Annotated in this window: 23 protein-coding genes; 20 read left to right on the top strand and 3 right to left on the bottom strand. The window is 71.0% G+C overall.

The genetic code is table 11. The annotated features are described in order from the left end of the window. Position 1: 1 nt before the first annotated feature. The 18 genes from rpe (at position 2) to AAME72_RS17985 (ending at position 20,325) form a co-directional block, all read left to right on the top strand. Positions 2-661, top strand: coding sequence for a ribulose-phosphate 3-epimerase (gene rpe, locus AAME72_RS18070; RefSeq protein WP_348787914.1), 660 nt, complete (start codon positions 2-4; stop codon positions 659-661). A 264-nt stretch (positions 662-925) separates the two neighbouring features. Continuing rightward, complete coding sequence (locus AAME72_RS18065) at positions 926-1,189, top strand: phosphoribosyl-ATP diphosphatase (RefSeq protein ID WP_348787913.1); 264 nt, start codon at positions 926-928, stop codon at positions 1,187-1,189. A 55-nt stretch (positions 1,190-1,244) separates the two neighbouring features. Then, on the top strand, positions 1,245-2,084 hold the full coding sequence (hisG, locus tag AAME72_RS18060; protein ID WP_348787912.1) for an ATP phosphoribosyltransferase: 840 nt from the start codon (positions 1,245-1,247) through the stop codon (positions 2,082-2,084). Continuing rightward, complete coding sequence (gene hisF, locus AAME72_RS18055; protein WP_348787911.1) at positions 2,084-2,848, top strand: imidazole glycerol phosphate synthase subunit HisF; 765 nt, start codon at positions 2,084-2,086, stop codon at positions 2,846-2,848. The genes hisG and hisF overlap by 1 nt, the downstream gene beginning before the upstream one ends. Beyond that, positions 2,845-3,261 (top strand): phosphoribosyl-AMP cyclohydrolase, encoded by a 417-nt coding sequence (gene hisI, locus AAME72_RS18050; RefSeq protein WP_348787910.1) that lies wholly within the window; start codon positions 2,845-2,847, stop codon positions 3,259-3,261. The genes hisF and hisI overlap by 4 nt, the downstream gene beginning before the upstream one ends. Continuing rightward, positions 3,258-4,799: an anthranilate synthase component I gene (locus tag AAME72_RS18045; RefSeq protein ID WP_348787909.1), complete on the top strand. Its 1,542-nt coding sequence runs from the start codon at positions 3,258-3,260 to the stop codon at positions 4,797-4,799. Before hisI ends, AAME72_RS18045 begins: the two co-directional genes overlap by 4 nt. Further along, positions 4,789-5,484 carry a Trp biosynthesis-associated membrane protein gene (locus AAME72_RS18040; protein ID WP_348787908.1) on the top strand — a complete coding sequence of 232 codons (696 nt, stop codon included), beginning with the start codon at positions 4,789-4,791 and terminating at the stop codon, positions 5,482-5,484. Before AAME72_RS18045 ends, AAME72_RS18040 begins: the two co-directional genes overlap by 11 nt. 67 nt (positions 5,485-5,551) lie before the next feature. Beyond that, positions 5,552-5,782 carry a DUF6704 family protein gene (locus tag AAME72_RS18035; protein ID WP_348787907.1) on the top strand — a complete coding sequence of 77 codons (231 nt, stop codon included), beginning with the start codon at positions 5,552-5,554 and terminating at the stop codon, positions 5,780-5,782. 3 nt (positions 5,783-5,785) lie between these two features. Further along, entirely contained in the window at positions 5,786-6,556 is a 771-nt protein-coding gene (gene trpC, locus AAME72_RS18030; protein ID WP_348787906.1) for an indole-3-glycerol phosphate synthase TrpC, read from the top strand. Next, complete coding sequence (trpB, locus tag AAME72_RS18025) at positions 6,556-7,767, top strand: tryptophan synthase subunit beta (protein ID WP_348787905.1); 1,212 nt, start codon at positions 6,556-6,558, stop codon at positions 7,765-7,767. The genes trpC and trpB overlap by 1 nt, the downstream gene beginning before the upstream one ends. Then, on the top strand, positions 7,764-8,549 hold the full coding sequence (gene trpA / locus AAME72_RS18020; protein WP_348787904.1) for a tryptophan synthase subunit alpha: 786 nt from the start codon (positions 7,764-7,766) through the stop codon (positions 8,547-8,549). The genes trpB and trpA overlap by 4 nt, the downstream gene beginning before the upstream one ends. A gap of 85 nt (positions 8,550-8,634) precedes the next feature. Next, complete coding sequence (gene lgt / locus AAME72_RS18015; RefSeq protein WP_348787903.1) at positions 8,635-9,627, top strand: prolipoprotein diacylglyceryl transferase; 993 nt, start codon at positions 8,635-8,637, stop codon at positions 9,625-9,627. Between the two features lie 186 nt (positions 9,628-9,813). After that, entirely contained in the window at positions 9,814-14,391 is a 4,578-nt protein-coding gene (gene gltB, locus AAME72_RS18010; RefSeq protein ID WP_348787902.1) for a glutamate synthase large subunit, read from the top strand. 42 nt (positions 14,392-14,433) lie between these two features. Beyond that, positions 14,434-15,891 (top strand): glutamate synthase subunit beta, encoded by a 1,458-nt coding sequence (locus tag AAME72_RS18005; protein ID WP_348790171.1) that lies wholly within the window; start codon positions 14,434-14,436, stop codon positions 15,889-15,891. 60 nt (positions 15,892-15,951) lie between these two features. Next, complete coding sequence (pyk, locus tag AAME72_RS18000; protein ID WP_348787901.1) at positions 15,952-17,367, top strand: pyruvate kinase; 1,416 nt, start codon at positions 15,952-15,954, stop codon at positions 17,365-17,367. 141 nt (positions 17,368-17,508) lie between these two features. Beyond that, entirely contained in the window at positions 17,509-18,549 is a 1,041-nt protein-coding gene (locus tag AAME72_RS17995) for a DUF2092 domain-containing protein (RefSeq protein WP_348787900.1), read from the top strand. Then, positions 18,546-19,484: an ABC transporter ATP-binding protein gene (locus AAME72_RS17990; protein ID WP_348787899.1), complete on the top strand. Its 939-nt coding sequence runs from the start codon at positions 18,546-18,548 to the stop codon at positions 19,482-19,484. The genes AAME72_RS17995 and AAME72_RS17990 overlap by 4 nt, the downstream gene beginning before the upstream one ends. Beyond that, positions 19,471-20,325, top strand: coding sequence for an ABC transporter permease (locus AAME72_RS17985; protein ID WP_348787898.1), 855 nt, complete (start codon positions 19,471-19,473; stop codon positions 20,323-20,325). Before AAME72_RS17990 ends, AAME72_RS17985 begins: the two co-directional genes overlap by 14 nt. A 3-nt stretch (positions 20,326-20,328) precedes the next feature. On the opposite strand, the gene AAME72_RS17980 is transcribed toward AAME72_RS17985, so the two are convergent. Further along, a complete protein-coding gene (locus tag AAME72_RS17980; protein WP_348787897.1) occupies positions 20,329-20,913 on the bottom strand; it encodes a GNAT family N-acetyltransferase in 585 nt (194 codons plus the stop codon). A gap of 185 nt (positions 20,914-21,098) precedes the next feature. On the opposite strand from AAME72_RS17980, the gene AAME72_RS17975 reads away from it, so the two are divergent. Then, positions 21,099-23,543: a phosphoketolase family protein gene (locus AAME72_RS17975; protein ID WP_348787896.1), complete on the top strand. Its 2,445-nt coding sequence runs from the start codon at positions 21,099-21,101 to the stop codon at positions 23,541-23,543. A gap of 22 nt (positions 23,544-23,565) precedes the next feature. Here the strand turns inward: AAME72_RS17975 and AAME72_RS17970 are convergent, their stop codons facing one another. Beyond that, the gene (locus tag AAME72_RS17970; RefSeq protein WP_348787895.1) at positions 23,566-24,345 is read right to left on the bottom strand and encodes an SGNH/GDSL hydrolase family protein; all 780 of its coding nucleotides are present in this window, start codon (positions 24,343-24,345) and stop codon (positions 23,566-23,568) included. A 36-nt stretch (positions 24,346-24,381) separates the two neighbouring features. Here AAME72_RS17970 and AAME72_RS17965 point away from each other — a divergent pair, with 36 nt between their 5' ends. Next, positions 24,382-24,858: a VOC family protein gene (locus tag AAME72_RS17965; protein WP_348787894.1), complete on the top strand. Its 477-nt coding sequence runs from the start codon at positions 24,382-24,384 to the stop codon at positions 24,856-24,858. 12 nt (positions 24,859-24,870) lie between these two features. Here the strand turns inward: AAME72_RS17965 and AAME72_RS17960 are convergent, their stop codons facing one another. Continuing rightward, positions 24,871-25,791 carry a hypothetical protein gene (locus AAME72_RS17960; RefSeq protein ID WP_348787893.1) on the bottom strand — a complete coding sequence of 307 codons (921 nt, stop codon included), beginning with the start codon at positions 25,789-25,791 and terminating at the stop codon, positions 24,871-24,873. Between the last annotated feature and the right edge of the window lie 4 nt (positions 25,792-25,795).

Below are 25,795 nucleotides of genomic sequence, written 5' to 3'. Positions count from 1 at the left end.
CATGGCAGCGCGCATCAACCCCAGCATCCTGGCCGCCGACTTCGTCAACATGGAGCGCGACCTCGGCCGGATCGCCACCGCCGACCTCGTCCACGTGGACGTCATGGACAACCACTTCGTACCGAACCTGACGTTCGGGCCGCAGATGGTGGGCCGCATCCAGGACGTGAGCGCCATCCCGCTCGACGTGCACCTGATGATAGACGACCCCCACCGCTGGGCCCCGGGATACGCCGAGCTGGGTGCGTACTCCGTCACGTTCCACGCGGAGGCGGCCGGCGACCCGGTCGCGCTGGCCCGCCGGCTGCGCGCCATCGGCGCCCGCGCCGGCATCGCGCTGAAGCCGGGGACGCCGGTCGACGACTACCTGGAGCTGCTGCCCGAGTTCGACCAGGTGCTCGTGATGACGGTGGAGCCGGGATTCGGCGGCCAGTCGTTCATGCCGGAGACGATGCCGAAGCTGCGCGCGCTGCGCGAGGCCGTCGAGGCGCGCGGGCTCGAGACCTGGCTCCAGGTGGACGGCGGCATCACCGAGGAGACCATCGTCACCGCCGCGGAGAGCGGCGCGGACACGTTCGTCGCCGGCTCGTCGGTGTTCCGCGGCGACCCCGCCGCGCAGATCGCGCTGCTCCGCGACACCGCCGCCGCGCACATCCACTGAGGCGCCGCACGAACTGTCCCGGTCGGCCTCGAGGCGCCGCCCCTCGTCACGAATGCGCGGGATTCGTCACGAACGACACGCATTCGTGACGAACCATGGGCGGTTACGGGCCGGGACAGCGCTGACGGAGAACGACTGCGCCCGTATGGAACGACCGCGTCGGCGCGCGCAGCCGCACACGTTCCGCAGAGCCGCAGTCGCGCTCGGCCCGCAGTGCGGTGCCAGGGGCGCAGGCGTCCTCGCGATCACTAGTACGCTGTAACGGTGAAAACCTTCGACGACCTCTTCGCCGAGCTCAGCGAGAAGGCCGCCACCCGACCGGAGGGTTCCGGGACGGTGCGCGAGCTGGACGCGGGAGTGCACGCCATCGGAAAGAAGATCGTGGAGGAGGCCGCCGAGGTCTGGATGGCCGCCGAGTACGAGACCGACACGGCCTGCGCCGAGGAGATCTCCCAGCTGCTGTACCACCTGCAGGTGCTCATGCTCGCCAAGGGCCTCAGCCCGGCCGACGTGTACCGACATCTGTGACGACCGAACTCCTCGACACAGTATCCGTCCACGTCACGAAAGCTCACTGATCACCATGCTGAAGATCGCCGTCCCCAACAAGGGTTCCCTCTCCGAGACCGCGGCGCAGATGCTCCACGAGGCCGGCTACGTCGGCCGCCGCGACCCCAAGGAGCTGATCGTCACCGACGCCCGCAACGGCGTCGAATTCTTCTACCTGCGCCCGCGCGACATCGCCACCTACGTCGGCTCCGGTGCGCTCGACGTCGGCATCACCGGACGCGACCTGCTGCTCGACTCCGGTTCCTCGGCGACGGAGATCGCCGCGCTGGACTTCGCCGCCTCCACCTTCCGGTTCGCCGGTCCCGCCGGCTCCTTCACCGAGCTCGCCGATCTGCAGGGCACCCGCGTCGCCACCAGCTACCCGGGCCTCGTCGGCCAGTTCCTCGCCGACAACGGCGTCGACTCCACGCTGATCAAGCTGGACGGCGCCGTCGAGTCCGCCGTGCGCCTCGGCGTCGCGGACGCGGTGGCCGACGTCGTCGAGACCGGCTCCACGCTGCGCAAGCAGGGCCTGGAGATCTTCGGCCCCGTCATCCTGGAGTCCGAGGCGGTCCTCATCTCCTCGACCTCGCCCGCGGCGGGCGTCGACACGCTGCTGCGGCGCCTGCAGGGCGTCATGGTCGCCCGGCAGTACGTGCTGATCGACTACAACCTCCCCGTCGCCCTGCTCGAGAGGGCGGTCGCCCTCACGCCCGGCGTCGAGTCGCCGACGGTGTCGCCACTCGGCGAGCCGGACTGGGTCGCGGTCCGCGTGATGATCAAGCGCGATCAGACGAACCACATCATGGATGCGCTCTACGAGCTGGGCGCCCGCGCCATCCTGGTCACATCGATCCACGCGGCGCGCATCTGATGAGCGTCGCGGTGCGGGTCATCCCCTGTCTGGACGTGGCCGCCGGCCGCGTCGTCAAGGGGGTCAACTTCCAGAACCTGCGCGATCAGGGCGACCCGGTCGAGCTGGCCAGGCGCTACTTCGAGCAGGGCGCGGACGAGCTCACCTTCCTCGACGTCACCGCGACGGTCGACGACCGGTCCACCACCTACGACGTCGTCCGCGCGACGGCCGAGCAGGTGTTCATCCCGCTCACGGTCGGCGGCGGCGTGCGCAGCACAGAGGACGTGGCGAAGCTGCTCGGCAGCGGGGCGGACAAGGTAGGCGTCAACTCGGCGGCCATCGCGCGTCCCGAGCTGGTCGCCGAGATCGCCGGCCGCTTCGGAGCGCAGGTGCTCGTGCTGTCCCTCGACGTGAAGCGGTCGGCGGCGACGCCCTCCGGCTTCGTCGTCACCACGCACGGCGGACGCACCGAGACCGACCTGGACGCCCTGGACTGGGCCGCGCGCGCGATCGAGCTGGGCGCGGGGGAGCTGCTGGTCAACTCCATCGACGCGGACGGCACCAAGGAGGGCTTCGACCTGGAGCTGATCAGGGAGATGCGCGCGATCAGCAGCGTCCCGGTCATCGCGTCCGGCGGCGCCGGGGCGGTCGGCGACTTCGCGCCGGCGATCGACGCGGGCGCGGACGCCGTGCTCGCCGCCAGCGTGTTCCACTCTGGCGAGATGACCATCGGCGACGTCAAGGCGGCGCTGCGCGATTCGGGACGGGAGGTCCGCGCATGACCACGGACGACACGAGCGGTGTCACGGCGATCCTCGACCGCATCCGCTTCACGGACGCCGGGCTGGTGCCCGCGATCATCCAGCAGTTCGACTCCAGCGAGGTGCTGATGATGGGCTGGATGGACGCGGAGGCGTTCCGCCGCACGATGACGGAGGGCCGGGTCACGTTCTGGTCGCGCTCCCGCCAGGAGTACTGGCGGAAGGGCGACACCTCCGGCCACGCCCAGTACGTGAAGGGCGCCGCGCTGGACTGCGACGGGGATACCCTGCTGGTGACGGTGGACCAGGTCGGCGCCGCGTGCCACACCGGCACCCGGACGTGCTTCGACGCCGACCAGCTGGAGCCCGCGACCGGAGAGCGCCCGGCGCCCGGGGCGACCCCGGCGCCGAGCGCGGGAACGGAGACGCTGTGATCGCGACGACCGACGGCACGACGAGCCGCGACGCGTTCGCCGCGCTCGTCGGCGCCCACCGGGTCGTCCCGGTGATCAGGGAGCTCTTCGCCGACGGCGAGACGCCCGTCGGGATCTACCGGAAGCTCGCCGCGGGACGCCCGGGGACGTTCCTGCTGGAGTCGGCGGAGCAGGGCGGCATCTGGTCGCGGTTCTCGTTCGTCGGGGCCGCGTCCTTCGGCGTGCTCACCCAGCACGGCGACGAGGCGCTGTGGCTCGACTACGGACTCTCGGCGGAGCGCGCCCTCGGCACGGACGCCCCCGTCCGGCCGCTGGAGGCGCTCGCGGCGCTGCACGCGCGCTGGCAGACGCCGCGCATCCCCGGCCTGCCCCCGCTCACCGGCGGGCTCGTCGGGTTCATCGGCTGGGAGGCGATCCGGCAGATCGAGCGGCTGCCGCAGCAGCCGCCTGCCGACTACGACGTGCCGGGCCAGGCGCTCGCGTTCGCCGCCGACCTGGTCGTCATCGACCACCGTTCCGGCACGGTGAAGCTGATCGCCAACGCGCTCGCCGACGGCGAGGCCGACGCGGACGCCCTGTGGGCCGACGCGCAGGCACGCCTCGACCGGATGCAACGGGAGCTGGCCCAGCCCTCCGAGGCGTGGCTCGCCGAGGTGGACCTCGGCACGCCGGCCAATCCGGTCTCCCGGACGCCGAAGGACGACTTCCTCGCGTCCGTCGCCACCGCCAAGGAGCGGATCGTCGACGGCGACATCTTCCAGGTCGTCATCTCGCAGCGCTTCGAGCTCGAGTGCACCGCGCCCGCGCTCGACGTCTACCGCGTGCTGCGCGCGCTGAACCCGAGCCCGTACATGTACCTGCTGTCCCTGGAGAAGCCGGACGGCGCCGCCTACCAGATCGTCGGCTCCTCGCCGGAGGCGCTCGTGAAGGTGCAGGAGGGGCGTGCGTTCACGCATCCCATCGCCGGATCCCGCCCGCGCGGCGCGAGCCCGGAGGAGGACCTGGACCTGGAGGCGTCGCTGCTCGCAGACGACAAGGAACGCGCCGAGCACCTGATGCTCGTCGACCTCGCCCGCAACGACCTGCTGAAGGTCTGCGCGGCGGGCAGCGTCGAGGTCACCGAGTTCATGCGCATCGAGCGGTTCAGCCACATCATGCACATCGTCTCCTCGGTCGAGGGCGACCTGCTTCCGACCGCCACCGCGGTCGACGCCTTCCGGGCCACCTTCCCGGCCGGGACGCTCTCCGGCGCCCCGAAGCCGATGGCGCTGCGGATCATCGACGAGCTGGAGCCGGCGCAGCGCGGCGTGTACGGGGGAGTGATCGGCTACTTCGACTTCGCCGGCGACGCCGATCTCGCCATCGCGATCCGCACCGCGACGATCATGGACGGCGTGGCGCGCGTGCAGGCCGGCGGCGGACTGGTCGCAGACTCCGTTCCCGAGCTGGAGTTCGAGGAGTCGCAGAACAAGGCGGCCGCTCCGCTGCGCGCGGTGGCCGTGGCCAACGCGATGAGGCGGGTGCAGGGTGGCCGGTAACGCCTCCGGTGGACGCCGCGCCAAGTACCTGACGCTGCTGCTGCTCGTCGTCGGCAGCGGTCTCGCGCTGCTCGCCGCGACGCAGACGTGGTTCACCGTCCATCTGACCGACGTGGCGAACCACGTCGCGACCGTGACGGTCGCCGGCTCCGCCGCCGCGCCTGCGTTGACCGCGCTGGCCCTGGCGGGGCTCGCCCTCACCGCCGCGCTCGCGATCGCGGGACCGGCGTTCCGCATCGTGCTCTCGCTCCTCGGCATCCTGCTCGGCGTCTCCGTCGTGTTCTCCGCCGTGTCCGCCGTCGCCGACCCGTTCCGGGCCGCGAGCGCGGCGATCACCTCGGCGACCGGCGTGGCAGGCCAGGCGTCGGTTCGCAAGCTGGTCGACGAGCTGGACACCGCCTTCTGGCCGTGGTTCGCCGTCGCGGGGGGCGTCGTCATCGTGCTGGCGAGTGCGGCGGCGATCGTGACGCTGCGGCTCTGGCCCGGGCCGTCCCGGAAGTACCAGACCCGCTTCCAGGGCGAGGACGGCCGCACGGCGGAGGACACGCTCGCCGAGGCATCCGACGCCGAGGAGGCGCGCGCCGTCGCCGAGGGCGAGGCTCCCGCGGAGCCGTCCTCGCTCGACCGCGACACCGCGATCGACAGCTGGGACGAGCTGAGCCGCGGCGACGACCCAACGCGGTGAGCCACTAGACTGGACGCGATCCACCCAATCGTGCGCGCAGCGCGCGCACCCGACGTGCAGGAGTCCCATGAGCACCGAGTCAGTCGAACCAGGCCACGGTCATTCGCCGGCGGCGTGGACGGCCGTGATCATCATGCTGGTGGCCTTCACCATCGGCGCGATCGCGTTCTTCTTCGACGCGCCCGTCATCGTGTGGGCCTCGGCCGGTCTCGCCGTCATCGGTCTGATCGTCGGCTGGATCATGAAGCGGGCCGGCTACGGCGTAGGTGGCGACAAGTACACTCCGAAGGGCCACTGACCCGTGCTCGCCGACCTCGTCGCCGGCGCGCTGGAGGATGCAGAACGGCGGCGCGCTGAGCGTCCGCTCGCCGTCGTCGAGGCGGCCGCTGTCGATCGCGCCCCGGCCATCGACGCCCTCGCGGCGCTCGCCCCGGCCGAGCGCGTCAAGATCATCGCCGAGGTGAAGCGCGCGAGCCCCTCGCGCGGCCACCTCGCCGAGATCCCCGACCCGGCCGCCCTCGCCGCGCAGTACGAGGCGGGCGGCGCGAGCGCCATCAGCGTCCTCACCGAGGAGCGCCGGTTCCACGGCTCGCTCGCCGACCTCGAGGCGGTCCGCGCCACGGTGTCGCTGCCCGTGCTCCGCAAGGAGTTCGTCGCCGACCCGTACCAGGTCTTCGAGGCCCGCGCCGCCGGCGCCGACCTCGTCCTCCTCATCGTCGCAGCGCTCGAGCAGAAGCAGCTCGTCGAACTGCACGACCTCATCGCGCAGCTGGGCATGACCCCGCTCGTTGAGGCGCACACCGAGGAGGAGCTGAGCCGCGCGTTCGACACCGGCGCGAGGCTCGTGGGCGTGAACGCCCGCAACCTCTCCACGTTCGAGCTGGATCGGGATCTGTTCGGCCGCCTGGCCGACTCCTACCCGTCCGGCGTCACCCGCGTGGCGGAGTCGGCCGTGAAGTCGGCCGCCGACGTCGCGCACTACCGAGCGGCGGGCGCGGATGTCGTGCTCGTCGGCGAGGCGCTCGTCACGAGCGACCCCGTCGCAACGCTCGGCGAGTTCCTGGGAGTCTGATGTCCCTCCGTTCCGAAGAAGGCCCATACTTCGGCGAGTTCGGCGGCCGGTTCGTACCGGAGTCGCTGGTCGCCGCCCTCGACGAGCTCTCGGTCGCCTGGGAGGCCGCGAAGGCCGACCCGGCGTTCCACGCCGAGCTCGACGAGCTGCACCGCACGTACACCGGCCGGCCCTCGATCATCACCGAGGTCCCGCGGTTCGCGCAGCATGCCGGAGGCGCTCGCGTCATCCTCAAGCGCGAGGACCTGAATCACACCGGGTCGCACAAGATCAACAATGTGCTGGGCCAGGCCATCCTGACCAAGCGCATCGGCAAGAAGCGCGTCATCGCCGAGACCGGCGCCGGCCAGCACGGCGTCGCCACGGCGACCGCCGCCGCCCTGTTCGGCCTCGAGTGCACCATCTACATGGGCGAGGTCGACACCGAGCGCCAGGCGCTGAACGTCGCCAGGATGCGCCTGCTCGGCGCCGAGGTGATCGCGGTCAAGACCGGCTCGCGCACCCTCAAGGACGCGATCAACGACGCGATGCGCGACTGGGTTACGAACGTCGAGACCACCAACTACATCTTCGGCACGGTCGCGGGTCCGCACCCGTTCCCGGCCATGGTCCGCGATCTGCAGAAGATCATCGGCGAGGAGGCGCGCGAGCAGGTGCTCGCGCTCACCGGCCGGCTGCCGGACGCGGTCGCCGCGTGCGTCGGCGGCGGCTCCAACGCCATGGGCATCTTCCACGCGTTCCTGGACGACGAGGACGTGCGCCTGGTCGGCTTCGAGGCCGGCGGGGAGGGCGCGGAGACCCTACGCCACGCCGCGACCATCACCAAGGGCCGCCCTGGCGTCCTGCACGGCGCGCGCAGCATGCTGCTGCAGGACGAGGACGGCCAGACCATCGAGTCGCACTCGATCTCAGCCGGCCTCGACTACCCGGGCGTCGGCCCGGAGCACGCGTGGCTTGCGAAGATCGGCCGCGCCGAGTACCGCCCGGTCTCGGACGCCGACGCGATGGAGGCGCTGCGGCTGCTCAGCCTCACCGAGGGCATCATCCCCGCCATCGAGTCGTCGCACGCCCTCGCCGGCGCACTCGCGCTGGGCCGCGAGCTGGGGCCGGAGGGCATCGTGCTCGTCAACCTCAGCGGTCGCGGCGACAAGGACATGGAGACCGCCGGACGCTACTTCGGCCTGATCGACGAAGGAGCCGTGCAGTCGTGAGCCGCGTGGCAGACACCATCGCCCGCCGCAAGCAGGAGGCGGCCGGCTCGCTGATCGGTTACCTGCCCGCCGGCTTCCCCGACCTCCGCACGAGCATCGACGCCGCGGTGGCCCTCGCGGAGAACGGCGTCGACATCATCGAGCTCGGTCTCCCGTACTCCGACCCGGTCATGGACGGTGCCGTGATCCAGGCGGCGACCCAGCAGGCGCTCGCGAACGGCTTCCGGCTGCGCGACGGCTTCACGGCCGTGCGCGAGATCACGCAACGCGTCGACATCCCGGTCCTCGTGATGACGTACTGGAACCCGGTGCTGCAGTACGGCGTCGACCGCTTCGCCGACGACCTGGTGGCCGCCGGGGGAGCCGGGCTGATCACGCCCGACCTCATCCCCGATGAGGGTGCGCTGTGGCTGGACGCGTCCGACCGGACCGGCCTCGACCGCGTCTTCCTCGCCGCGCCGTCCTCGACCGACGCCCGGCTGGCCCAAGCCGTCGAGAAGAGCCGCGGCTTCGTCTACGCCGTGTCCACGATGGGGATCACCGGCGCGCGCAGCGACGTCGACTCCGCCGCCCGCACGCTCGTCGGCCGCCTCCGCGACGCAGGCGCCACGAGCACCTGCGTCGGCCTCGGCATCTCCAGCGCCGCCCAGGTGAGCGAGGTGCTCGCGTACGCGGATGGCGCGATCGTCGGCTCCGCCCTCGTGAAGGCGCTGGCCGACGGCGGCGTGGAGGCGGCGGGCCGCACCGCCGCAGACCTCGCCCGCGGCACGGCGCGCGCGTAGGAGCGTCTTAGACTAAGTTGGCCGCGCGCACTCCTGCGCGGAATCCCTGAACGATCGAAAGGTGAGTCATCGGGTGGTTGCGACGATGAGCAGCTGGGTTGCCAGCATCCCGAGCCCGGGGCCCGAGTGGCAGCAGATCCCGATCGACATCTTCGGTCTGCACTGGCGCATCCAGACGTACGCGATCATGATCCTCATCGGGATCGTGGTCGCCGCGATCTGGACGTCGCGACGACTGACCAAGCGCGGCGCCGAGCCCGGCGTCGTCCTCGACATCCTGCTCTGGGCCGTCCCGCTCGGCATCATCGGCGCCCGGCTCTACCACGTGTTCACGCACCCGGCGGACTACTTCTACGCCGGCGCCGACCTGTGGAAGGTCCTCTTCATCTGGGAGGGCGGCAACGCCATCTTCGGCTCGCTGATCGGCGGGGCCATCGGTGTCTGGATCGGCTGCCGCTGGACGGGTCTGCGGTTCTGGACCTTCGCCGACGCCGTGGCCCCCGCGCTGCTGCTCGCGCAGGCGATCGGACGCCTCGGCAACTACTTCAACCAGGAGCTCTTCGGCCTGCCCACCAACCTGCCCTGGGGGCTCCAGATCGATTCGGGCAACAAGGCCATCCCGGTCGGCCTGCCCGACGGCACGCTGTTCCAGCCGCTGTTCCTCTACGAGATCATCTGGAACGTCATCGGCGTCGTCGTCATCGTCTGGCTGGAGCGGAAGTTCCGCCTGCAGTGGGGCAAGGTGCTCGCCGTCTACCTGATCTGGTACGGCCTGGGCCGCTCCTACCTGGAGTCGATCCGCATCGACCCGAGCGAGTTCTCGTTCCTCGGCATCCCGACCAATGTCTGGGCCGCGTTCGCCGCGGTCGTGCTCGGCGTCGTCATCTTCATCGTCCAGTCGAAGCGGCACACCGGCCTCGAGCCGAGCCCCTACGTACCGGGTCGTGAATGGGTCGCGCCCGATGCTGAGGTAGACTCTGACGACACCGACCTGGATGACGAGATCACCGACGAGGACGACGGAGAGACCGCCGGGTCACGCAAGCCCAAGGCCACAAGCCCCGCCGGCTCGAAGTAACACCCGCTCGAACCCACGTCCGCGGCACGCACTATCCACTGCGCGACCGCGTCACCACCACCTCCCGAAACACACCCGCCGGGCCGCACACAGCCCGCGGCGGAGGAGGATCCCACCCAGCACCGGGCCGATGGCGTCCCCGTACCCACATCCCCACATCCACGACACTGTGAGGACGGTCCCCAAATGGCGCTCACGCCTCCCCACTCCCGGTTCGGAACCATCCCGGCCAAGCAGGGCCTCTACGACCCTGCCGCCGAGAAGGACGCCTGCGGCCTCGCGATGGTCGCGACGCTGCGCGGAACGGCCGGTCACGACATCATCGACGCCGCGCTCGAGGCGCTGCGTCACCTGGAGCACCGCGGCGCGGTCGGCTCCGACGCCGGCACCGGCGACGGAGCGGGCATCATCACGCAGGTGCCGGACGCGTTCCTGCGCGCCGTCGCCGGCGTCGAACTGCCCGGCGCCGGACGCTACGCGGTCGGCAACGCGTTCCTGCCCACCGACGACGGCGTCCGCGCCGAGGTGAAGGCCGCGGTCGAGGCGATCGCCGCCGAGCAGGACCTCGTCGTGCTCGGCTGGCGCGAGGTGCCGGTCCGCCCCGGCGAGCTCGGCAACCTGGCGCGCGCGGCGATGCCGGTCATCGAGCAGCTGTACGTGAAGAGCACCCGCAGCGACGAGAAGGGCGAGCCGGTCGCCGGGATCGCCCTCGACCGCCAGACCTTCTTCCTCCGCAAGCGCGCCGAGCGCGAGCTCGACCTCTACTTCTCGTCGCTGTCCAGCCGCACGCTCGTCTACAAGGGCATGGTCACCACGCTCCAGCTGGAGCCGTTCTACCCCGACCTCTCCGACCCGCGTTTCGCCTCCAAGCTGGCGCTGGTGCACTCGCGGTACTCGACGAACACGTTCCCGTCCTGGCCGCTCGCCCAGCCGTTCCGCATGATCGCGCACAACGGCGAGATCAACACCGTGCAGGGCAACCGCAACTGGATGCGCGCCCGCCAGTCGCAGCTCGAGAGCGAGCTGCTCGGCGAGCTGGACCCGGTGCTGCCGATCGTCACGCCCGGTGCGTCCGACTCCGCCTCCTTCGACGAGGTCGTCGAGCTGCTCTCGCTGACCGGCCGTTCGCTGCCCCACGCGGTGATGATGATGGTGCCGGAGGCCTGGGAGAACCAGACCGAGATCGACCCGGTCCGCCGCGACTTCTACGAGTACCACTCGATGCTCATGGAGCCGTGGGACGGCCCGGCGGCGATCGTGTTCACCGACGGTTCGCTCGTCGGCGCGACGCTCGACCGCAACGGGCTGCGCCCCGGGCGCTACGTCGTGACGAACGACGGCCTCGTCGTGCTCGCCTCCGAGATCGGCGTGCTCGACATCGAGCCCAGCCGCGTCGTGCGCAAGGGCCGGCTGCGTCCGGGCCGGATGTTCCTGGTGGACACCGTGGCCGGCCGCCTGATCGAGGACGACGAGATCAAGTCCGAGCTCGCCGCCTCCGCTCCCTACGGCGAGTGGCTCGAGCAGGGCCGCATCAACCTCAAGGACCTGCCGGAGCGCGAGCACATCGTGCACACCCCGGCCTCCATCACGCGCCGCCAGCGCACCTTCGGCTACACGGAGGAGGAGGTCCGCATCCTCCTGAAGCCGATGGCGACCACCGGCGCGGAGCCGCTCGGCGCGATGGGCTCAGACACCCCCGTCGCGGTGCTCTCCGAGCGTCCGCGGCTGCTGTTCGACTACTTCACGCAGCAGTTCGCGCAGGTGACGAACCCGCCGCTGGACTCCATCCGCGAAGAGGTCGTCACCACCATGAAGCTCGGCCTCGGCCCGGAGCGCAACCTGCTCAGTGCGGGTCCGGAGCACGCCAAGCAGGTCGTGCTCGACTTCCCGGTGATCGACAACGACGAGCTGGCGAAGATCCAGCACATCGACCCGCGCCCCGGCAGCAGGCTGACGACGACGGTCCGCGGTCTCTACCGGTTCGACGCGGGCACCGACGCCATGGAGCGGCGGCTCGCGGAGATGTGCGACGAGGTCGACGAGGCCATCGAGGCCGGCGCGCAGTTCATCGTGCTGAGCGACCGCGACTCGAACAAGGACCTCGCGCCCATCCCGTCGCTGCTCATGCTCGCCGCGGTGCACCACCACCTGATCCGGGCCGAGAACCGGATGAAGGTCGGTCTGATCGTCGAGGCGGGCGACGTGCGCGAGGTGCACCACGTCGCGCTGCTCATCGGCTACGGCGCATCGGCGATCAACCCGTACCTGGCGATGGAGACCTGCGAGGAGCTCGTCCGCAGCGGCATGATCACCGGCGTCTCTCCGGAGAAGGCCGTGAAGAACGTCATCAAGGCGCTCGGCAAGGGCGTGCTGAAGATCATGTCCAAGATGGGCATCTCCACGGTGTCCTCGTACGCGGGAGCGCAGGCGTTCGAGGCCGTCGGCCTCAGCCAGGAGTTCGTCAACCAGTACTTCACCGGCACCACCAGCAAGCTCGGCGGCGTCGGCATCGACGTGATCGCGGCCGAGAACCTCTCCCGGCACACCAGCGCGTATCCGGCCGAGGGCGCGATCCTCGCGCACGAGCGCCTGGCGACCGGCGGCGAGTACCAGTGGCGCAGGGACGGTGCACCGCACCTGTTCAACCCGGAGACGGTGTTCCGGCTGCAGCACTCGACCCGCACGCGCCGCTACGACATCTTCCGCGAGTACACCAAGCTCGTGGACGACCAGTCCGAGTCTCTGATGACCCTGCGCGGGATGTTCTCGCTGAAGGCGGGGGAGCGGCAGCCGGTGCCGATCGACGAGGTCGAGCCGGTCTCCTCGATCGTCAAGCGATTCTCCACGGGTGCGATGAGCTACGGCTCGATCTCCAAGGAGGCGCACGAGACCCTCGCGATCGCCATGAACCGGCTCGGCGCCAAGTCGAACACCGGTGAGGGCGGCGAGGACCTCGACCGGCTGCTCGACCCGGAGCGTCGCAGCGCGATCAAGCAGGTCGCGTCGGGACGGTTCGGCGTCACCTCGATGTACCTGACGCACGCGGACGACATCCAGATCAAGCTCGCCCAGGGCGCGAAGCCGGGCGAGGGGGGTCAGCTCCCACCGACCAAGGTGTACCCGTGGGTGGCCCGCACCCGGCACGCGACCGCGGGTGTCGGCCTGATCTCGCCGCCCCCGCACCACGACATCTACTCGATCGAGGACCTCAAGCAGCTGATCTTCGACCTGAAGCGGGCGAACCCGGGCGCGCGCGTCCACGTCAAGCTCGTCAGCGAGTCCGGCATCGGCGCGGTCGCCGCCGGCACCGCGAAGGCCTTGGCCGACGTCATCCTGGTCTCCGGGCACGACGGCGGCACGGGCGCCTCCCCGGTCAACTCGCTCAAGCACGCGGGGACGCCGTGGGAGCTGGGCCTCGCCGAGACGCAGCAGACGCTGATGCTGAACGGGATGCGCGAGCGCGTCGTCGTCCAGGTCGACGGCCAGCTGAAGACAGGCCGCGATGTGATCGTCGGCGCCCTGCTCGGCGCGGAGGAGTTCGGTTTCGCGACCGCCCCGCTGGTGGTCTCCGGCTGCGTCATGATGCGCGTGTGCCACCTCGACACCTGCCCGGTCGGCGTCGCCACGCAGAACCCGGAGCTGCGCTCCCGGTTCTCCGGCAAGCCGGAGTTCGTGGTCAACTTCTTCGAGTTCATCGCCCAGGAGGTGCGCGAGTACCTCGCCGAGCTCGGCTTCCGCAGCCTGGACGAGGCGATCGGCCACTCCGAGCTGCTGGACGTCGACCGCGCCATCCGGCACTGGAAGGCGTCCGGGATGGACCTCTCGCCCATCCTCGACGGCCCCGAGTTCTCGGACGACGCGCCGCGCAAGAACGGCCGCGCCCAGGACCACGAGCTCGACGAGCACTTCGACAACCAGCTCATCCAGGCGGCGCAGGACGTGCTGACGAACGGCGGCACCCTGCAGCTGAACCTGCCGATCCGGAACACCGAGCGCGCCGTCGGCACGATGCTCGGCCACGAGGTGACCGTCCGCCACGGCGAGAACGGCCTGCCGACCGGTTCGATCGACATCACGCTGACCGGATCCGCCGGCCAGTCGCTCGGCGCGTTCCTTCCCGCGGGCATCACGCTCCGGCTGGAGGGCGACTCCAACGACTACGTCGGCAAGGGTCTCTCCGGCGGCCAGATCGTCGTCCGCCCGCCGAAGGGCAGCGTGTTCGCGGCCGAGCGCAACGTGATCGCCGGCAACGTCATCGGCTACGGCGCGACGCAGGGCAGCATGTTCATCCGCGGCATCGTCGGCGAGCGATTCCTCGTCAGGAACTCCGGCGCGACCGCCGTCGTCGAGGGCGTCGGCGACCACGCGCTCGAGTACATGACCGGCGGCCTGGCGGTCATCCTCGGCGGCACCGGCCGGAACCTCGGCGCGGGCATGTCCGGCGGAACCGCCTACGTGTACGAGCTGAAGACGGACCGCGTCAACCGCGAGTCCCTCGCCAGCGGCGAGCTCGAACTGCTGCCCCTCGGCAGCGCCGACATCGAGATCGTCCGCGACCTGCTGGAGAAGCACCGCGCCGAGACGGGCTCGGCTCTGGCCGACCGGATGCTGGAGGACTTCGACGCAACCGTCGCGAAGTTCGTCAAGGTGCTGCCGCGCGACTACGCGGCGGTGCTGCAGATGCGGCAGGAGGCCGTCGACGAGGGGCTCGACCCCGACGGCGACATCGTGTGGAACCGGATTCTGGAGGTGACCGCGCGATGATGCCGACCTTTCTGAAAGCTGTACTCGAACTGGAGGTGAATGGTGGCTGACCCCAAAGGGTTTTTGAAGACGACCGAGCGGGAGCTGCCGAAGCGCCGTCCCGTCTCCGTCCGGCTGATGGACTGGAAAGAGGTCTACGAGGCCGGTGACCCCGCCCAGCTGCGCCGGCAGGCCGGGCGCTGCATGGACTGCGGCGTGCCGTTCTGCCACCAGGGCTGCCCGCTCGGCAACCTCATCCCCGAGTGGAACGACCTGATGTGGCGCGGGGAGGGCCGGCAGGCCATCGAGCGCCTGCACGCGACCAACAACTTCCCGGAGTTCACCGGCCGGCTCTGCCCCGCGCCGTGCGAGTCCTCGTGCGTGCTCGGCATCAACCAGCCGGCCGTCACGATCAAGCAGGTCGAGGTCTCGATCATCGACCAGGCCTGGCAGAACGGCTGGGTGCAGCCGCACCCGCCGGAGCGCCTCACCGGCAAGACGGTCGCCGTTGTCGGCTCCGGTCCCGCCGGTCTGGCCGCGGCCCAGCAGCTGACCCGCGCCGGTCACACGGTCGCCGTGTACGAGCGGGACGACCGCATCGGCGGCCTGCTGCGCTACGGCATCCCGGACTTCAAGATGGAGAAGAAGCACCTCGAGGCGCGCCTCAACCAGATGATGGCAGAGGGCACCCGCTTCCGCGCCGGCGTCGACATCGGCACCGACATCTCCTGGTCCGACCTGCGCACCCGCTACGACGCCGTCGTGATCGCCACCGGCGCCATGGTGCCGCGCGACCTGCCCATCCCCGGCCGTGACCTCGCCGGCGTGCACTTCGCCATGGAGTACCTCGTCCAGCAGAACAAGGCGGGCGCCGGCGACCAGGTCGCCGACCAGATCACCGCGGACGGTAAGCACGTCGTGGTCCTCGGCGGCGGCGACACCGGCGCCGACTGCATCGGCACCGCGCACCGCCAGGGCGCGGCCAGCGTCACGAACCTCGCCATCGGCGTGCAGCCGCCGAGCGAGCGTCCCGCCCATCAGCCGTGGCCGACCACCCCGACCCTGTTCGAGGTGCAGTCCGCGCACGAGGAGGGCGGCAAGCGCGAGTACCTCGCCTCCACCGTCGAGTTCCTCGCGAACGAGTACGGCGAGGTCCGCGCCCTGCGTGTGGCCGAGACCGAGTACCTCGACGGCCGCCGGGTGCCGAAGGCGGGCACCGAGCGCGAGATCCCCGCGGACCTGGTGCTGCTCGCCCTGGGCTTCACCGGCCCGGAGCAGGACGACATCTCGTCCCAGCTGAACGTGCCGTTCGACGCGCGCGGCAACGTCGCGCGCGGCGGCGACTACCAGACCAGCGAGCCCGGCGTCTTCGTCGCGGGCGACGCCGGCCGCGGTCAGTCGCTGATCGTCTGGGCCATCGCAGAGGGCCGGGCGGCGGCCGCCGCCGTCGACCGGTATCTTGAAGGGGAGACGCAGTTGCCGGCTCCGGTCCGCCCCACGGACCGCGGCATCCTGGTCTGACACCCCTCCATCACGAGAACGCGCCGTCAGGGGCGCGAGAATCACGGAGCAAGTAAAAGCATGAGAAGGGCGAAAATCGTCGCGACCCTCGGGCCGGCGACGTCCAGCTACGACAACATCCGCGCGATCATCGACGCGGGTGTAGACGTGGCCAGGATGAATCTGAGCCACGGCAGCTACGAGGTGCACGAGGGGGTCTACGCGAACGTGCGGAAGGCCGCCGAGGACGCCGGGAAGCCGGTCGCGGTCCTCGTCGACCTCCAGGGTCCGAAGATCCGCCTCGGCAAGTTCGAGGCCGGTCCCTACGACCTCGCCGAGGGTGACATCTTCAAGATCACCACCGACGACATCATCGGCACCAGGGAGATCTCCTCGACCACGTTCAAGGGCCTGCCCCAGGACGTGAAGCCGGGCGACTTCCTGCTGATCGACGACGGTAAGGTGCGCGTGAAGGTCATCGAGACCGACGGCACGGTCGTCACGACCCAGGTCGTCGTCGCCGGTCCGGTGTCCAACAACAAGGGCATCAACCTGCCGGGCGTCGCGGTCAACGTGCCCGCCCTCTCCGACAAGGACGAGGCGGACCTGCGCTGGGGCCTCAAGCTGGGCGCCGACATCATCGCCCTGTCGTTCGTGCGCAACGCCGCGGACATCCAGCGCGTGCACGAGATCATGGCCGAGGTCGGGCGCCGCGTGCCCGTCGTCGCCAAGATCGAGAAGCCGCAGGCGGTCGACGCGCTCGAGGAGATCATCGAGGCCTTCGACGCGATCATGGTCGCCCGTGGCGACCTCGGCGTCGAGCTGCCGCTGGAGGCGGTCCCGATCGTGCAGAAGCGCGCGGTCGAGCTCGCCCGCCGTGCGGCGAAGCCGGTCATCGTCGCCACGCAGATGCTGGAGTCGATGATCTCGAGCCCGGTCCCGACCCGCGCCGAGACCTCCGACGTCGCGAACGCGGTGCTGGACGGCGCGGACGCGGTCATGCTCTCCGGAGAGACGAGCGTCGGCGAGTACCCGACCGTCACGGTCTCCACGATGGCGAAGATCGTCACGTCGACCGAGGAGCACGGTCTCGAGCGCATCCCACCGCTCGGCACCAAGCCGCGCACCCAGTCCGGCGCGATCACGCTGGCCGCCACCGAGGTCGCCGACTTCGTTGAGGCCAAGTACCTCTGCGTGTTCACCGAGTCCGGCGAGTCCGCCCGCCGCATGGCGCGGCTGCGCAACAAGATCCCGATCCTGGCGTTCACGCCGGAGGAGTCGACCCGCCGCAAGATGTCGCTGTACTGGGGCGTCGAGTCGTTCGTCGTCGACCGCGTCACCCACACCGACCAGATGGTCGCCCAGGTGGACGAGGCGCTCAAGTCGACCGGACGCGCCGAGAACGGCGACAAGGTCATCATCATCTCCGGCTCCCCTCCCGGGATCCCCGGCACCACCAACGACATCCGCGTCCACAAGGTGGGCGACGTCCTCTAGGCGTCACGGATGCACGGAAGGCCCCGCTGAAGAGCGGGGCCTTCCCGCGTCTGACGGCCGTGTCATACCAGGGGATGATTTCGGCCTCTCCCATGGACTTCGGAGGGTCGGCGGCCGGGCGCGAAGCGTATCCTCTGGGGTATGAAGCACCGCTGGGTCCGTTGGCTGCCTGCCGTGGCCGTCCCCGCCGCGATCGCCGCAGGCGCGATCGTCGCACCGCTCGCCGCGGGCGCCGCCGACCTGCCGGAGAAGACGCCCGCCGACGTGCTGAAGCTGGTCGCGGCCAGTGACACGCGTGCGTTCTCGGGAACCGTCGAGCAGAGCTCCGACCTCGGCCTGCCCAGCCTGCCGAAGACCTCCGGTTCGTCGGAGGACTCCAGCGCCGCGAGCACGCTCGAGCTGCTGATGGGCGACCACACTGCCAAGGTCTACGTCGACGGCCCGAAGAAGGTCAGGGTGCAGCTGCTCGACCAGCTCGCCGAGCGGGACGCGATCCGCAACGGCAGCGACGTCTGGCTCTACGACTCGACGGGCGAGAAGGCGACGCATGTCACCCTCCCCGCGCGCGACGCCTCCACCGCCCGACCCGACGCCACGGCCACCACGCCGTCCGCGCTCGCGCAGCGGTTCCTCGCCGCCGTCGACCCGAGCACCTCGGTCACCCTCGGTGCGAACACGAACGTCGCCGGGCGCGACGCGTACGAACTCGTGCTGACGCCGAAGACCGCGGCGACCCTGGTCGGCTCGGTGTCCATCGCCGTCGACGGGACGACCGGCATCCCGCTGCGCGTGCAGGTCACCGCCCGGGGCGCCTCCGATCCGTCGTTCCAGGCGGGGTTCACCTCGTTCAGCGATCAGGCGCCGGCATCGTCGGTGTTCGCCTTCACGCCGCCGAAGGGCGCGACCGTGACGGAGCAGACGCCGAAGGCGGACGCGCGCCCGGAGAAGGGTACACACCCGAAGCCCGCCGTGACCGGTGAAGGCTGGGCGACCATCGTCTCGCTGCCCGCCGGTTCGGCGCCCGCGTCCCTCACCGCCGACCCGCTGGTCGCCCGGCTGACACAGCCCGTGGACGGCGGCCGCGCCCTCTCGACCTCGCTGGTCTCCGTGCTCGTCACCGCCGACGGCCGCGTGCTCGCCGGCGCCGTCCCCGTCTCCGCGCTGCAGTCCGCCGCCCGGTGAGCGAGCCCGCCGCGATAGCGACGAGCGGCCTGACCAAGCGCTTCCGCGCCAGGGCGGTGGTCGACGGTCTCGACCTGGCGGTGCCACGCGGGTCGGTGTTCGGCTTCCTCGGTCCCAACGGTTCGGGCAAGACGACGACGATCCGGATGCTGCTCGGGCTCATCTCGCCGTCCGCCGGTTCGATCGAGGTGCTCGGCGAGCCGATGCCGGACCGGGCCGCCGGTGTCCTGCCCCGGGTGGGCGCGCTCGTGGAGGGTCCGGCGTTCGCGCCGTACCTGTCCGGCGAGGCGAACCTGCGCCGACGGGACACCGCCGACCGGTTCGCGCCGCGCGCCACCCGGTCGGCGCGGATCGAGACGGCGCTGGAGCGCGTCGGCCTCTCGCACGCGGCCGGCAAGCACGTGCGGGCGTACTCGCTCGGGATGAAACAGCGGCTCGGCATCGCCGGTGCCCTGCTCACCGACCGGGACCTGCTGGTGCTCGACGAGCCGACGAACGGCCTCGACCCGCAGGGCACCAGGGAGGTGCGGACGCTCATCCGTTCGCTCGCGGACGGCGGCACGACGGTGTTCGTGTCCAGCCACCTCCTCGCGGAGATCGAGCAGGTGTGCACGCACGCCGCGATCATGCGCGCCGGCCGGCTGGTCGCGCAAGGCTCGCTCGACGAGCTGCGCAGCGCGTCCGGTCCGCGCGTGGAGGTCCTCACGCCGGACCGGGACGCCGCCGCGGCCGTCCTCGCCCGCTTCGGCCTGCGGGCGCAGGCCGGCGGCGACGGCGTGGAGGCGGCGCTGACCGGGCGCGCTCCGGCGGCGGAGGAGCTCGCGGCGGCGCTTGTCGGCGACGGGGTGCGGCTGCGCGGCTTCGCGGTGCGCGCATCCAGCCTGGAGGAGCGCTTCGTGGAACTGACCGGGGAGGGCTTCGATGTCGAGCAGTGAGGCGACGGTCGGCACGCGCCTGCGGCGTCCCTCGGCGGGCTGGGACCTGCTCGCCTCCGAGCTGACTGTGCTGTTCCGGCGCTGGCGGACCTGGGCGATGCTCGGCGCGCTCGCGGCGGTGCCGATCCTGATCGCCGTCGCCATCAAGATCAGCGGCGGCCGGCGGGGAGGCCCCGGCTTCCTCGAGCAGATCAGCGGCAACGGCCTGTTCGTGGCGTTCAGCGCCCTCGTCGTCTGCGTCCCGCTGTTCCTGCCGCTGACGATCGGCGTGGTCGCCGGAGACACGATCGCGGGCGAGGCGAGCCACGGCACGCTGCGCTACCTGGTGATCGCCCCGGCGGGACGCCTCCGGCTGCTCGCGGTCAAGTACGCGGGCTCGGCGGTGTTCTGCGTCGCCGCCGCGCTCACGGTCGGCGTCGCCGGTGCGGTGATCGGCGCGATCCTGTTCCCGATCGGGCCGGTGACGCTGCTCTCCGGCACGACGGTCGGCGTGGGCGACGCGCTGCTCCGGATGCTGCTCATCGCGCTCTACATCGTCGTCTCGCTGCTCGGGATGTGCGCGATCGGGCTGTTCCTGTCGACGCTCACGGATGTGCCGGTCGGGTCGATGGCCGCGACCGCCGTCCTGGCGGTGGTCTCGCAGGTGCTCGACCAGCTGCCGCAGCTCGACGCCATCCACCCCTGGCTGTTCAGCCACTACTGGCTCGGCTTCGCCGACCTGCTGCGGGATCCGATCGCCTGGGACTCGTTCGCATCCAACGCGGTCCTGCAGGCGGGCTACATCGCCGTCTTCGGCGCCCTCGCCGTCGGCCGCTTCCTCACCAAGGACATCCTGTCCTGAGGCTCAGCCCGCGGGCTGCAGGGTGCGGCGCATGAGGGCGCGGGTGGCGCTGGGGCGGCGGACCACCTCGAAGCCGCCGGAGGTGAAGAGCGAGACCGTGCCGTGGTACCGCTCGGCGGCGGAGAGCTTCGGGCGTGCGCCGGTGTCCACCGGATAGCCCTCGATCACCGTGGCGCCGCGCTCGCGGGCGTGCTCCAGTGCGCCGCGCAGCAGGGCGCGCGCGACGCCCTTGCGCCGGTGCTCCAGGCGAACGACGAAGCAGGTGACCGCCCACGGGTCTGACGGGTCCTCTGCGGTGCGCCGGGTGATCGGTGAGCGCGCGAGGCTCGGGTACGCGCTGAAGGGTTCGACGGCCGCCCAGCCGACGGGTTCGTCGCCGAGCCAGGCGAGCACGCCCGGCGAGCCGGCGTCGGCCTGGGCGTGCAGCAGCTCTGCCTTCTGCGTGCGGTCGGTGCCGTCCCAGTCGGAACGGCTCAGCTTGAACCACTGGCACCAGCATCCCGCCGGGTCGCCCCTCGTGCCGAAAACCGTCGTGAGCGCATCCCACGAGGAGGCGTCGACCGAGCGCGTGACAACATCGTCCGTCATACCGTGAACCTATCGCGTGCCGCCGACGTCGAGAGTCCCCGGCACGATTTGCGCCAAATGGTGGCTGTGACGGCGCCAGAACCACGATTTGTGCCAAATGGTGGCCGTACCGCCATGAGAGGGAAGCTCGCGCCCGCCGGTTTTCACACCTGTATTTCGGCTGCCCCCGCTCGTAGGATGCCCGGGTGAGCGACACGACGAGCACGCGCCCCGACCACTCCGTCTCCGAGCAGGATCTCGACCGCATCGACGCCTGGTGGCGCGCGGCGAACTACCTCTCGGTCGGCCAGATCTACCTCCTCGACAATCCGCTGCTGCGACGGCCGCTCTCCCGCGACGACATCAAGCCGCGGCTGCTCGGGCACTGGGGGACCACCCCCGGGCTGAACTTCATCTATGCGCACCTGAACCGCGTCATCCGCGAGCGCGACCTCGACACGATCTTCGTCGCAGGGCCCGGCCACGGCGGCCCCGGCGTGGTCGCGGGTGCCTACCTGGACGGCACGTACAGCGAGATCTACAGCGGCATCGACCAGAGCGAGGAGGGGCTGCGCCGGCTGTTCCGGCAGTTCTCCTTCCCCGGCGGCATCCCCTCGCACGCTGCGCCCGAGACGCCCGGCAGCATCCACGAGGGCGGCGAGCTCGGCTACGCGCTTTCGCACGCCTACGGGGCGGCGTTCGACAACCCGGACCTGTTGGTCGCCGCGGTGGTCGGGGACGGCGAGGCCGAGACCGGTCCCCTCGCGACGGCGTGGCACTCGAACAAGTTCCTGAACCCGGTGACCGACGGCGTCGTGCTGCCGATCCTGCATCTGAACGGGTACAAGATCGCGAACCCGACGGTGCTGGCGCGCATCCCAGAGGAGGAGCTCTTCGAGCTGATGCGCGGCTACGGCTACACGCCGCACCTGGTCTCGGGCGGCTTCGACGGCGAGGATCCTCGCGCGGTGCACGAACGGATGGCCGCCGAGCTCGAGATCATCCTGGACGAGATCGCCGGCATCAAGAAGGCCGCGGCGGCGGGCGAGCTCACCGAGCGGCCGCGCTGGCCGATGCTGATCCTGAGGACACCGAAGGGCTGGACGTGCCCCGCGGAGATCGACGGTCATCCCGCCGAGGACAACTGGCGCTCGCACCAGGTGCCGCTCGCGGACGCCCGCGACACGGAGGCGCACACCCGGCTGCTGGAGAGCTGGCTGAGCTCGTACCGGCCGGAGGAGCTGTTCGACGAGGACGGTGCGCCGGTCGACCTCGTCCGCGGGCTCGCGCCGGCCGGTGAGCGCCGGATGAGTGCGAACCCGGTGGCGAACGGCGGCCTTCTGCGCAAGGACCTGCGGCTGCCCGACTTCCGCGACTACGCGGTCGACGTGCCCTCGCCCGGGGAGACGGTGGCCGAGGCGAGCAAGGTGCTGGGGGAGTGGCTGCGGGATGTGATGCGCGACAACCCCGACGACTTCCGGCTGTTCGCGCCGGATGAGACCGCATCCAATCGGCTGCAGGCGGTGTACGACGTGACCGGCAAGCAGTGGAACGCCGAGTACTGGCCGATCGACTCCGACAACCACCTGGTGCCGAGCGGCCGGGTGATGGAGATGCTGAGCGAGCACCAGTGCCAAGGGTGGCTGGAGGGCTACCTCCTGAGCGGGCGGCACGGCGTCATCACCTCGTACGAGGCGTTCATCCACATCGTCGACTCGATGTTCAACCAACACGCCAAGTGGCTGAAGACGTCCCGGCGGATCCCATGGCGTCGCCCGGTGGCCTCGCTGAACTACCTGCTGAGCTCGCACGTGTGGCGCCAGGACCACAACGGCGCCTCCCACCAGGACCCCGGCTTCATCGACCACGTCGTCAACAAGAAGGCCGACGTCGTCCGGGTCTACCTGCCGTTCGACGCCAACACCCTGCTCTCCACCTACGACCACTGCCTGCGGTCGGTGGACTACGTGAACGTCGTGGTCGCCGGGAAGCAGCCGGCGCCGAACTGGCTGACGATGGAGGAGGCGATCGCGCACTGCACGCGCGGCATCGGCATCTTCGACTGGGCGGGCACCGAGCGGGACGGCGAGGAGCCGGACGTCGTGCTCGCGTGCGCTGGCGACATCCCGACCCTCGAGGTGCTTGCGGCGGCGGGCATCCTGCGCGACCGGCTGCCGGACCTGAAGGTGCGGGTCGTCAACGTGGTGGACCTCATGCGGCTGCAGAGCGAGGGCGAGCACCCGCACGGGATGAACGACCGCGAGTACGACGCCCTGTTCACGGTAGACAAGCCGGTGATCTTCGCGTACCACGGCTACCCGTGGCTCATCCATCGGCTCACCTATCGCCGCGCCGGCCACGGCAACCTGCACGTGCGCGGCTACAAGGAGGAGGGTACGACGACGACGCCGTTCGACATGGTGATGCTGAACGACCTCGATCGGTACCACCTGGTGATGGACGTGCTCGACCGGGTCCCCGGGCTCGCCGCCCGCGAGGCGCGGTTCCGGCAGGAGATGCAGGATGCGCGGCTGCGCGCCCGGCAGTACACGCGCGAGCGCGGCGAGGACATCCCCGAGGTCGCCGAGTGGAAGTGGGGAGGCGGCGCCCGCACCACCCGCATCGACACCACCGGCGGCGACAACGACTGACGGCCGCGAGGCCGCGGGAGGGTCAGAGCGGGTGGGCCGAGGCGGGGTCGACCGGAGTGAGCTCGGCGATCTTGGCAGCGCGGCCGTCGCCGGAGGAGCGGCCGGTGAGACGGCGGCCGATCCACGGCAGCACGAAGCGGCGGTAGTAGTCCGCGGTCCGGCGGGTCGCCTCGCCCCGGGGCGCCGCGGCGACCTCCTCGACGCCCCACTCGGCGGGGACGGGCACGTCGAACGCGGTCAGGACGTTGCTCGCCACCCGCGCGTGGCCCAGCGCATTCAGGTGCAGCCGGTCCTCCGACCAGTAGCGGATGTCCTCGAGCGATTCGTCGGCCCAGTTGTCGACGAAGACCATCCCGTCGCGCGGCAGCATCGCACGGACGGCGACCGCCAGCTCGTTGCCGCGGCGCCGGATCAGCCCGCCCATCGGGAGGTGCCTGCTCGGATTGGCGCCGCTCAGCAGCAGCATGGTGCTCCCCGCGGCGGTCACCCGGTCGGCGGCGGCCACGAGCGCCTCGGCCACCCCCTCGATCGAGACGCGCGGGCGCATGATGTCGTTGCCGCCGCCGTTCAGGCTGACGAGCTCGGGATGCTGCGCGAGCGCCGGCTCCACCTGCTCCTGGATGATCGGACCGAGCTTGCGGCCGCGCACCGCGAGGTTCGCGTAGCGGACGGTCGACGGCGAGGCCTGCGCGAGTCCGAGGGCGACGAAGTCCGCCCAGCCGCGCACGCGGCCGTCCGGGAGGTCGTCGCCGACCCCCTCCGTGAAGCTGTCTCCGATGGCGATGTAGCTGCTGAACAACACCTCCCAACGCTACAACCGCCGCGTAGCATGTGCCGCATGCAGAAGGTGACGACATTCCTCTGGTACGACGACCAGGCCGAGCAGGCGGCGGAGCTGTACGTGTCGCTGCTCCCGAACTCCCGGATCGTGCACGTCGACCGGTTCGGCGCCGACGACGCGGATCCGTCCGCCGGGACCGTCGTGGTGACGTTCGAGCTGGACGGGATCGAGTACCAGGCGATGAACGCCGGACCGATGTTCTCGTTCACCGAGGCCGTCTCGATCTCGGTGCTCTGCGAGGATCAGGCGGAGGTGGACCGGCTGTGGGAGGCGCTCACGGCCGACGGCGGGGAGCCGAGCAGGTGCGGCTGGCTGAAGGACCGCTGGGGCCTCAGCTGGCAGATCGTGCCGAAGGCCCTGATCGAGCTCCAGAAGGACACCGACCCGGCCCGCGCCCGCCGCGTCAACGAGGCGATGATGATGATGGGCAAGATCGACGTCGCCGCGCTGTACGCGGCGGCCGACGCCGGCTGAAGGTCCGCCGGCTCAGCGCGCCACGAGCGCCTGCCACGACAGCAGGTGCTCGACCGTGACGCCGCGGTACCCGTTCAGGCCGGCGAGCCGGGAGCGGACGATGGCCGTCTCCGCTTCCAGCTCCGCTTCCGTGTCGTCGCCGAAGGTGGCGCCGGGGCCGCCTGCCACCTGCGGTGTGTCCGTCTCGACACCGATGCTGAACGGGACGCCGGCGGCGCTCGCCGCGGTCGCGGCGGGCCCGGCGAGTGCGACGATGCCGTCGTCCCCGCTCGCGTGATCGGAGAACGCGACGATCGCCACCGACGCGAGGTGCGGGAGCAGCGTCTCGAAGAGGGTGGTGGTCGTCCCGGGCTGCGTCTTCGCTTGCAGCCACCAGGGCAGATCGGCTCCGACCGGGACCGTGCCCGCCGCCTCTGCCGCGGTGTCGTACATCGTGCCGAGCTGGGCGACGATGCCGGGCAGCTGATCGTCGGTCGCGCCGACCCACGGCTCGACGTCGAACTGGACGGCGTCGAACGGCGCCGTCGCGAGCGCCGCCCGCGTCCAGGTCGCCGCGAGGTCGGGCTGGCTCGCCCACGCCGGGTCGCCGCCGAGCGCGGCCACGGTCGTGACGCCCGCGCCGTGCAGCGCGGAGACCGCGGCAGGGAGCCAGGTGCGGAACTCGCCCTGATCGGCTGCCCACGGCACCGAGAGGTAGACCGTCTGCAACCGGTGGGCGGCCGCGAACGCCGCCATCGCCTCCGGTTCGAACGCCGCCTCCCCGCGGCCGCGCGCGTCGACGGCCGGGTCGATCGGGTTGCCCCACGCCCACATCCCGGTCAGCGCCGACGGCGTCGACGCGTCGGTCAGCGTCACGGCCGTCGCCGGAGCGGCGGAGAGACCGGTCGTCGCGGTGAGAGCGGTGAGTCCGAGAGCGGTTGCGAGTGCGGCCATCGAA

Source organism: Leifsonia sp. NPDC080035 (assembly GCF_040050925.1).
GTDB lineage: Bacteria > Actinomycetota > Actinomycetes > Actinomycetales > Microbacteriaceae > Leifsonia.
This window is presented reverse-complemented; position numbering and strand designations above follow the sequence as displayed.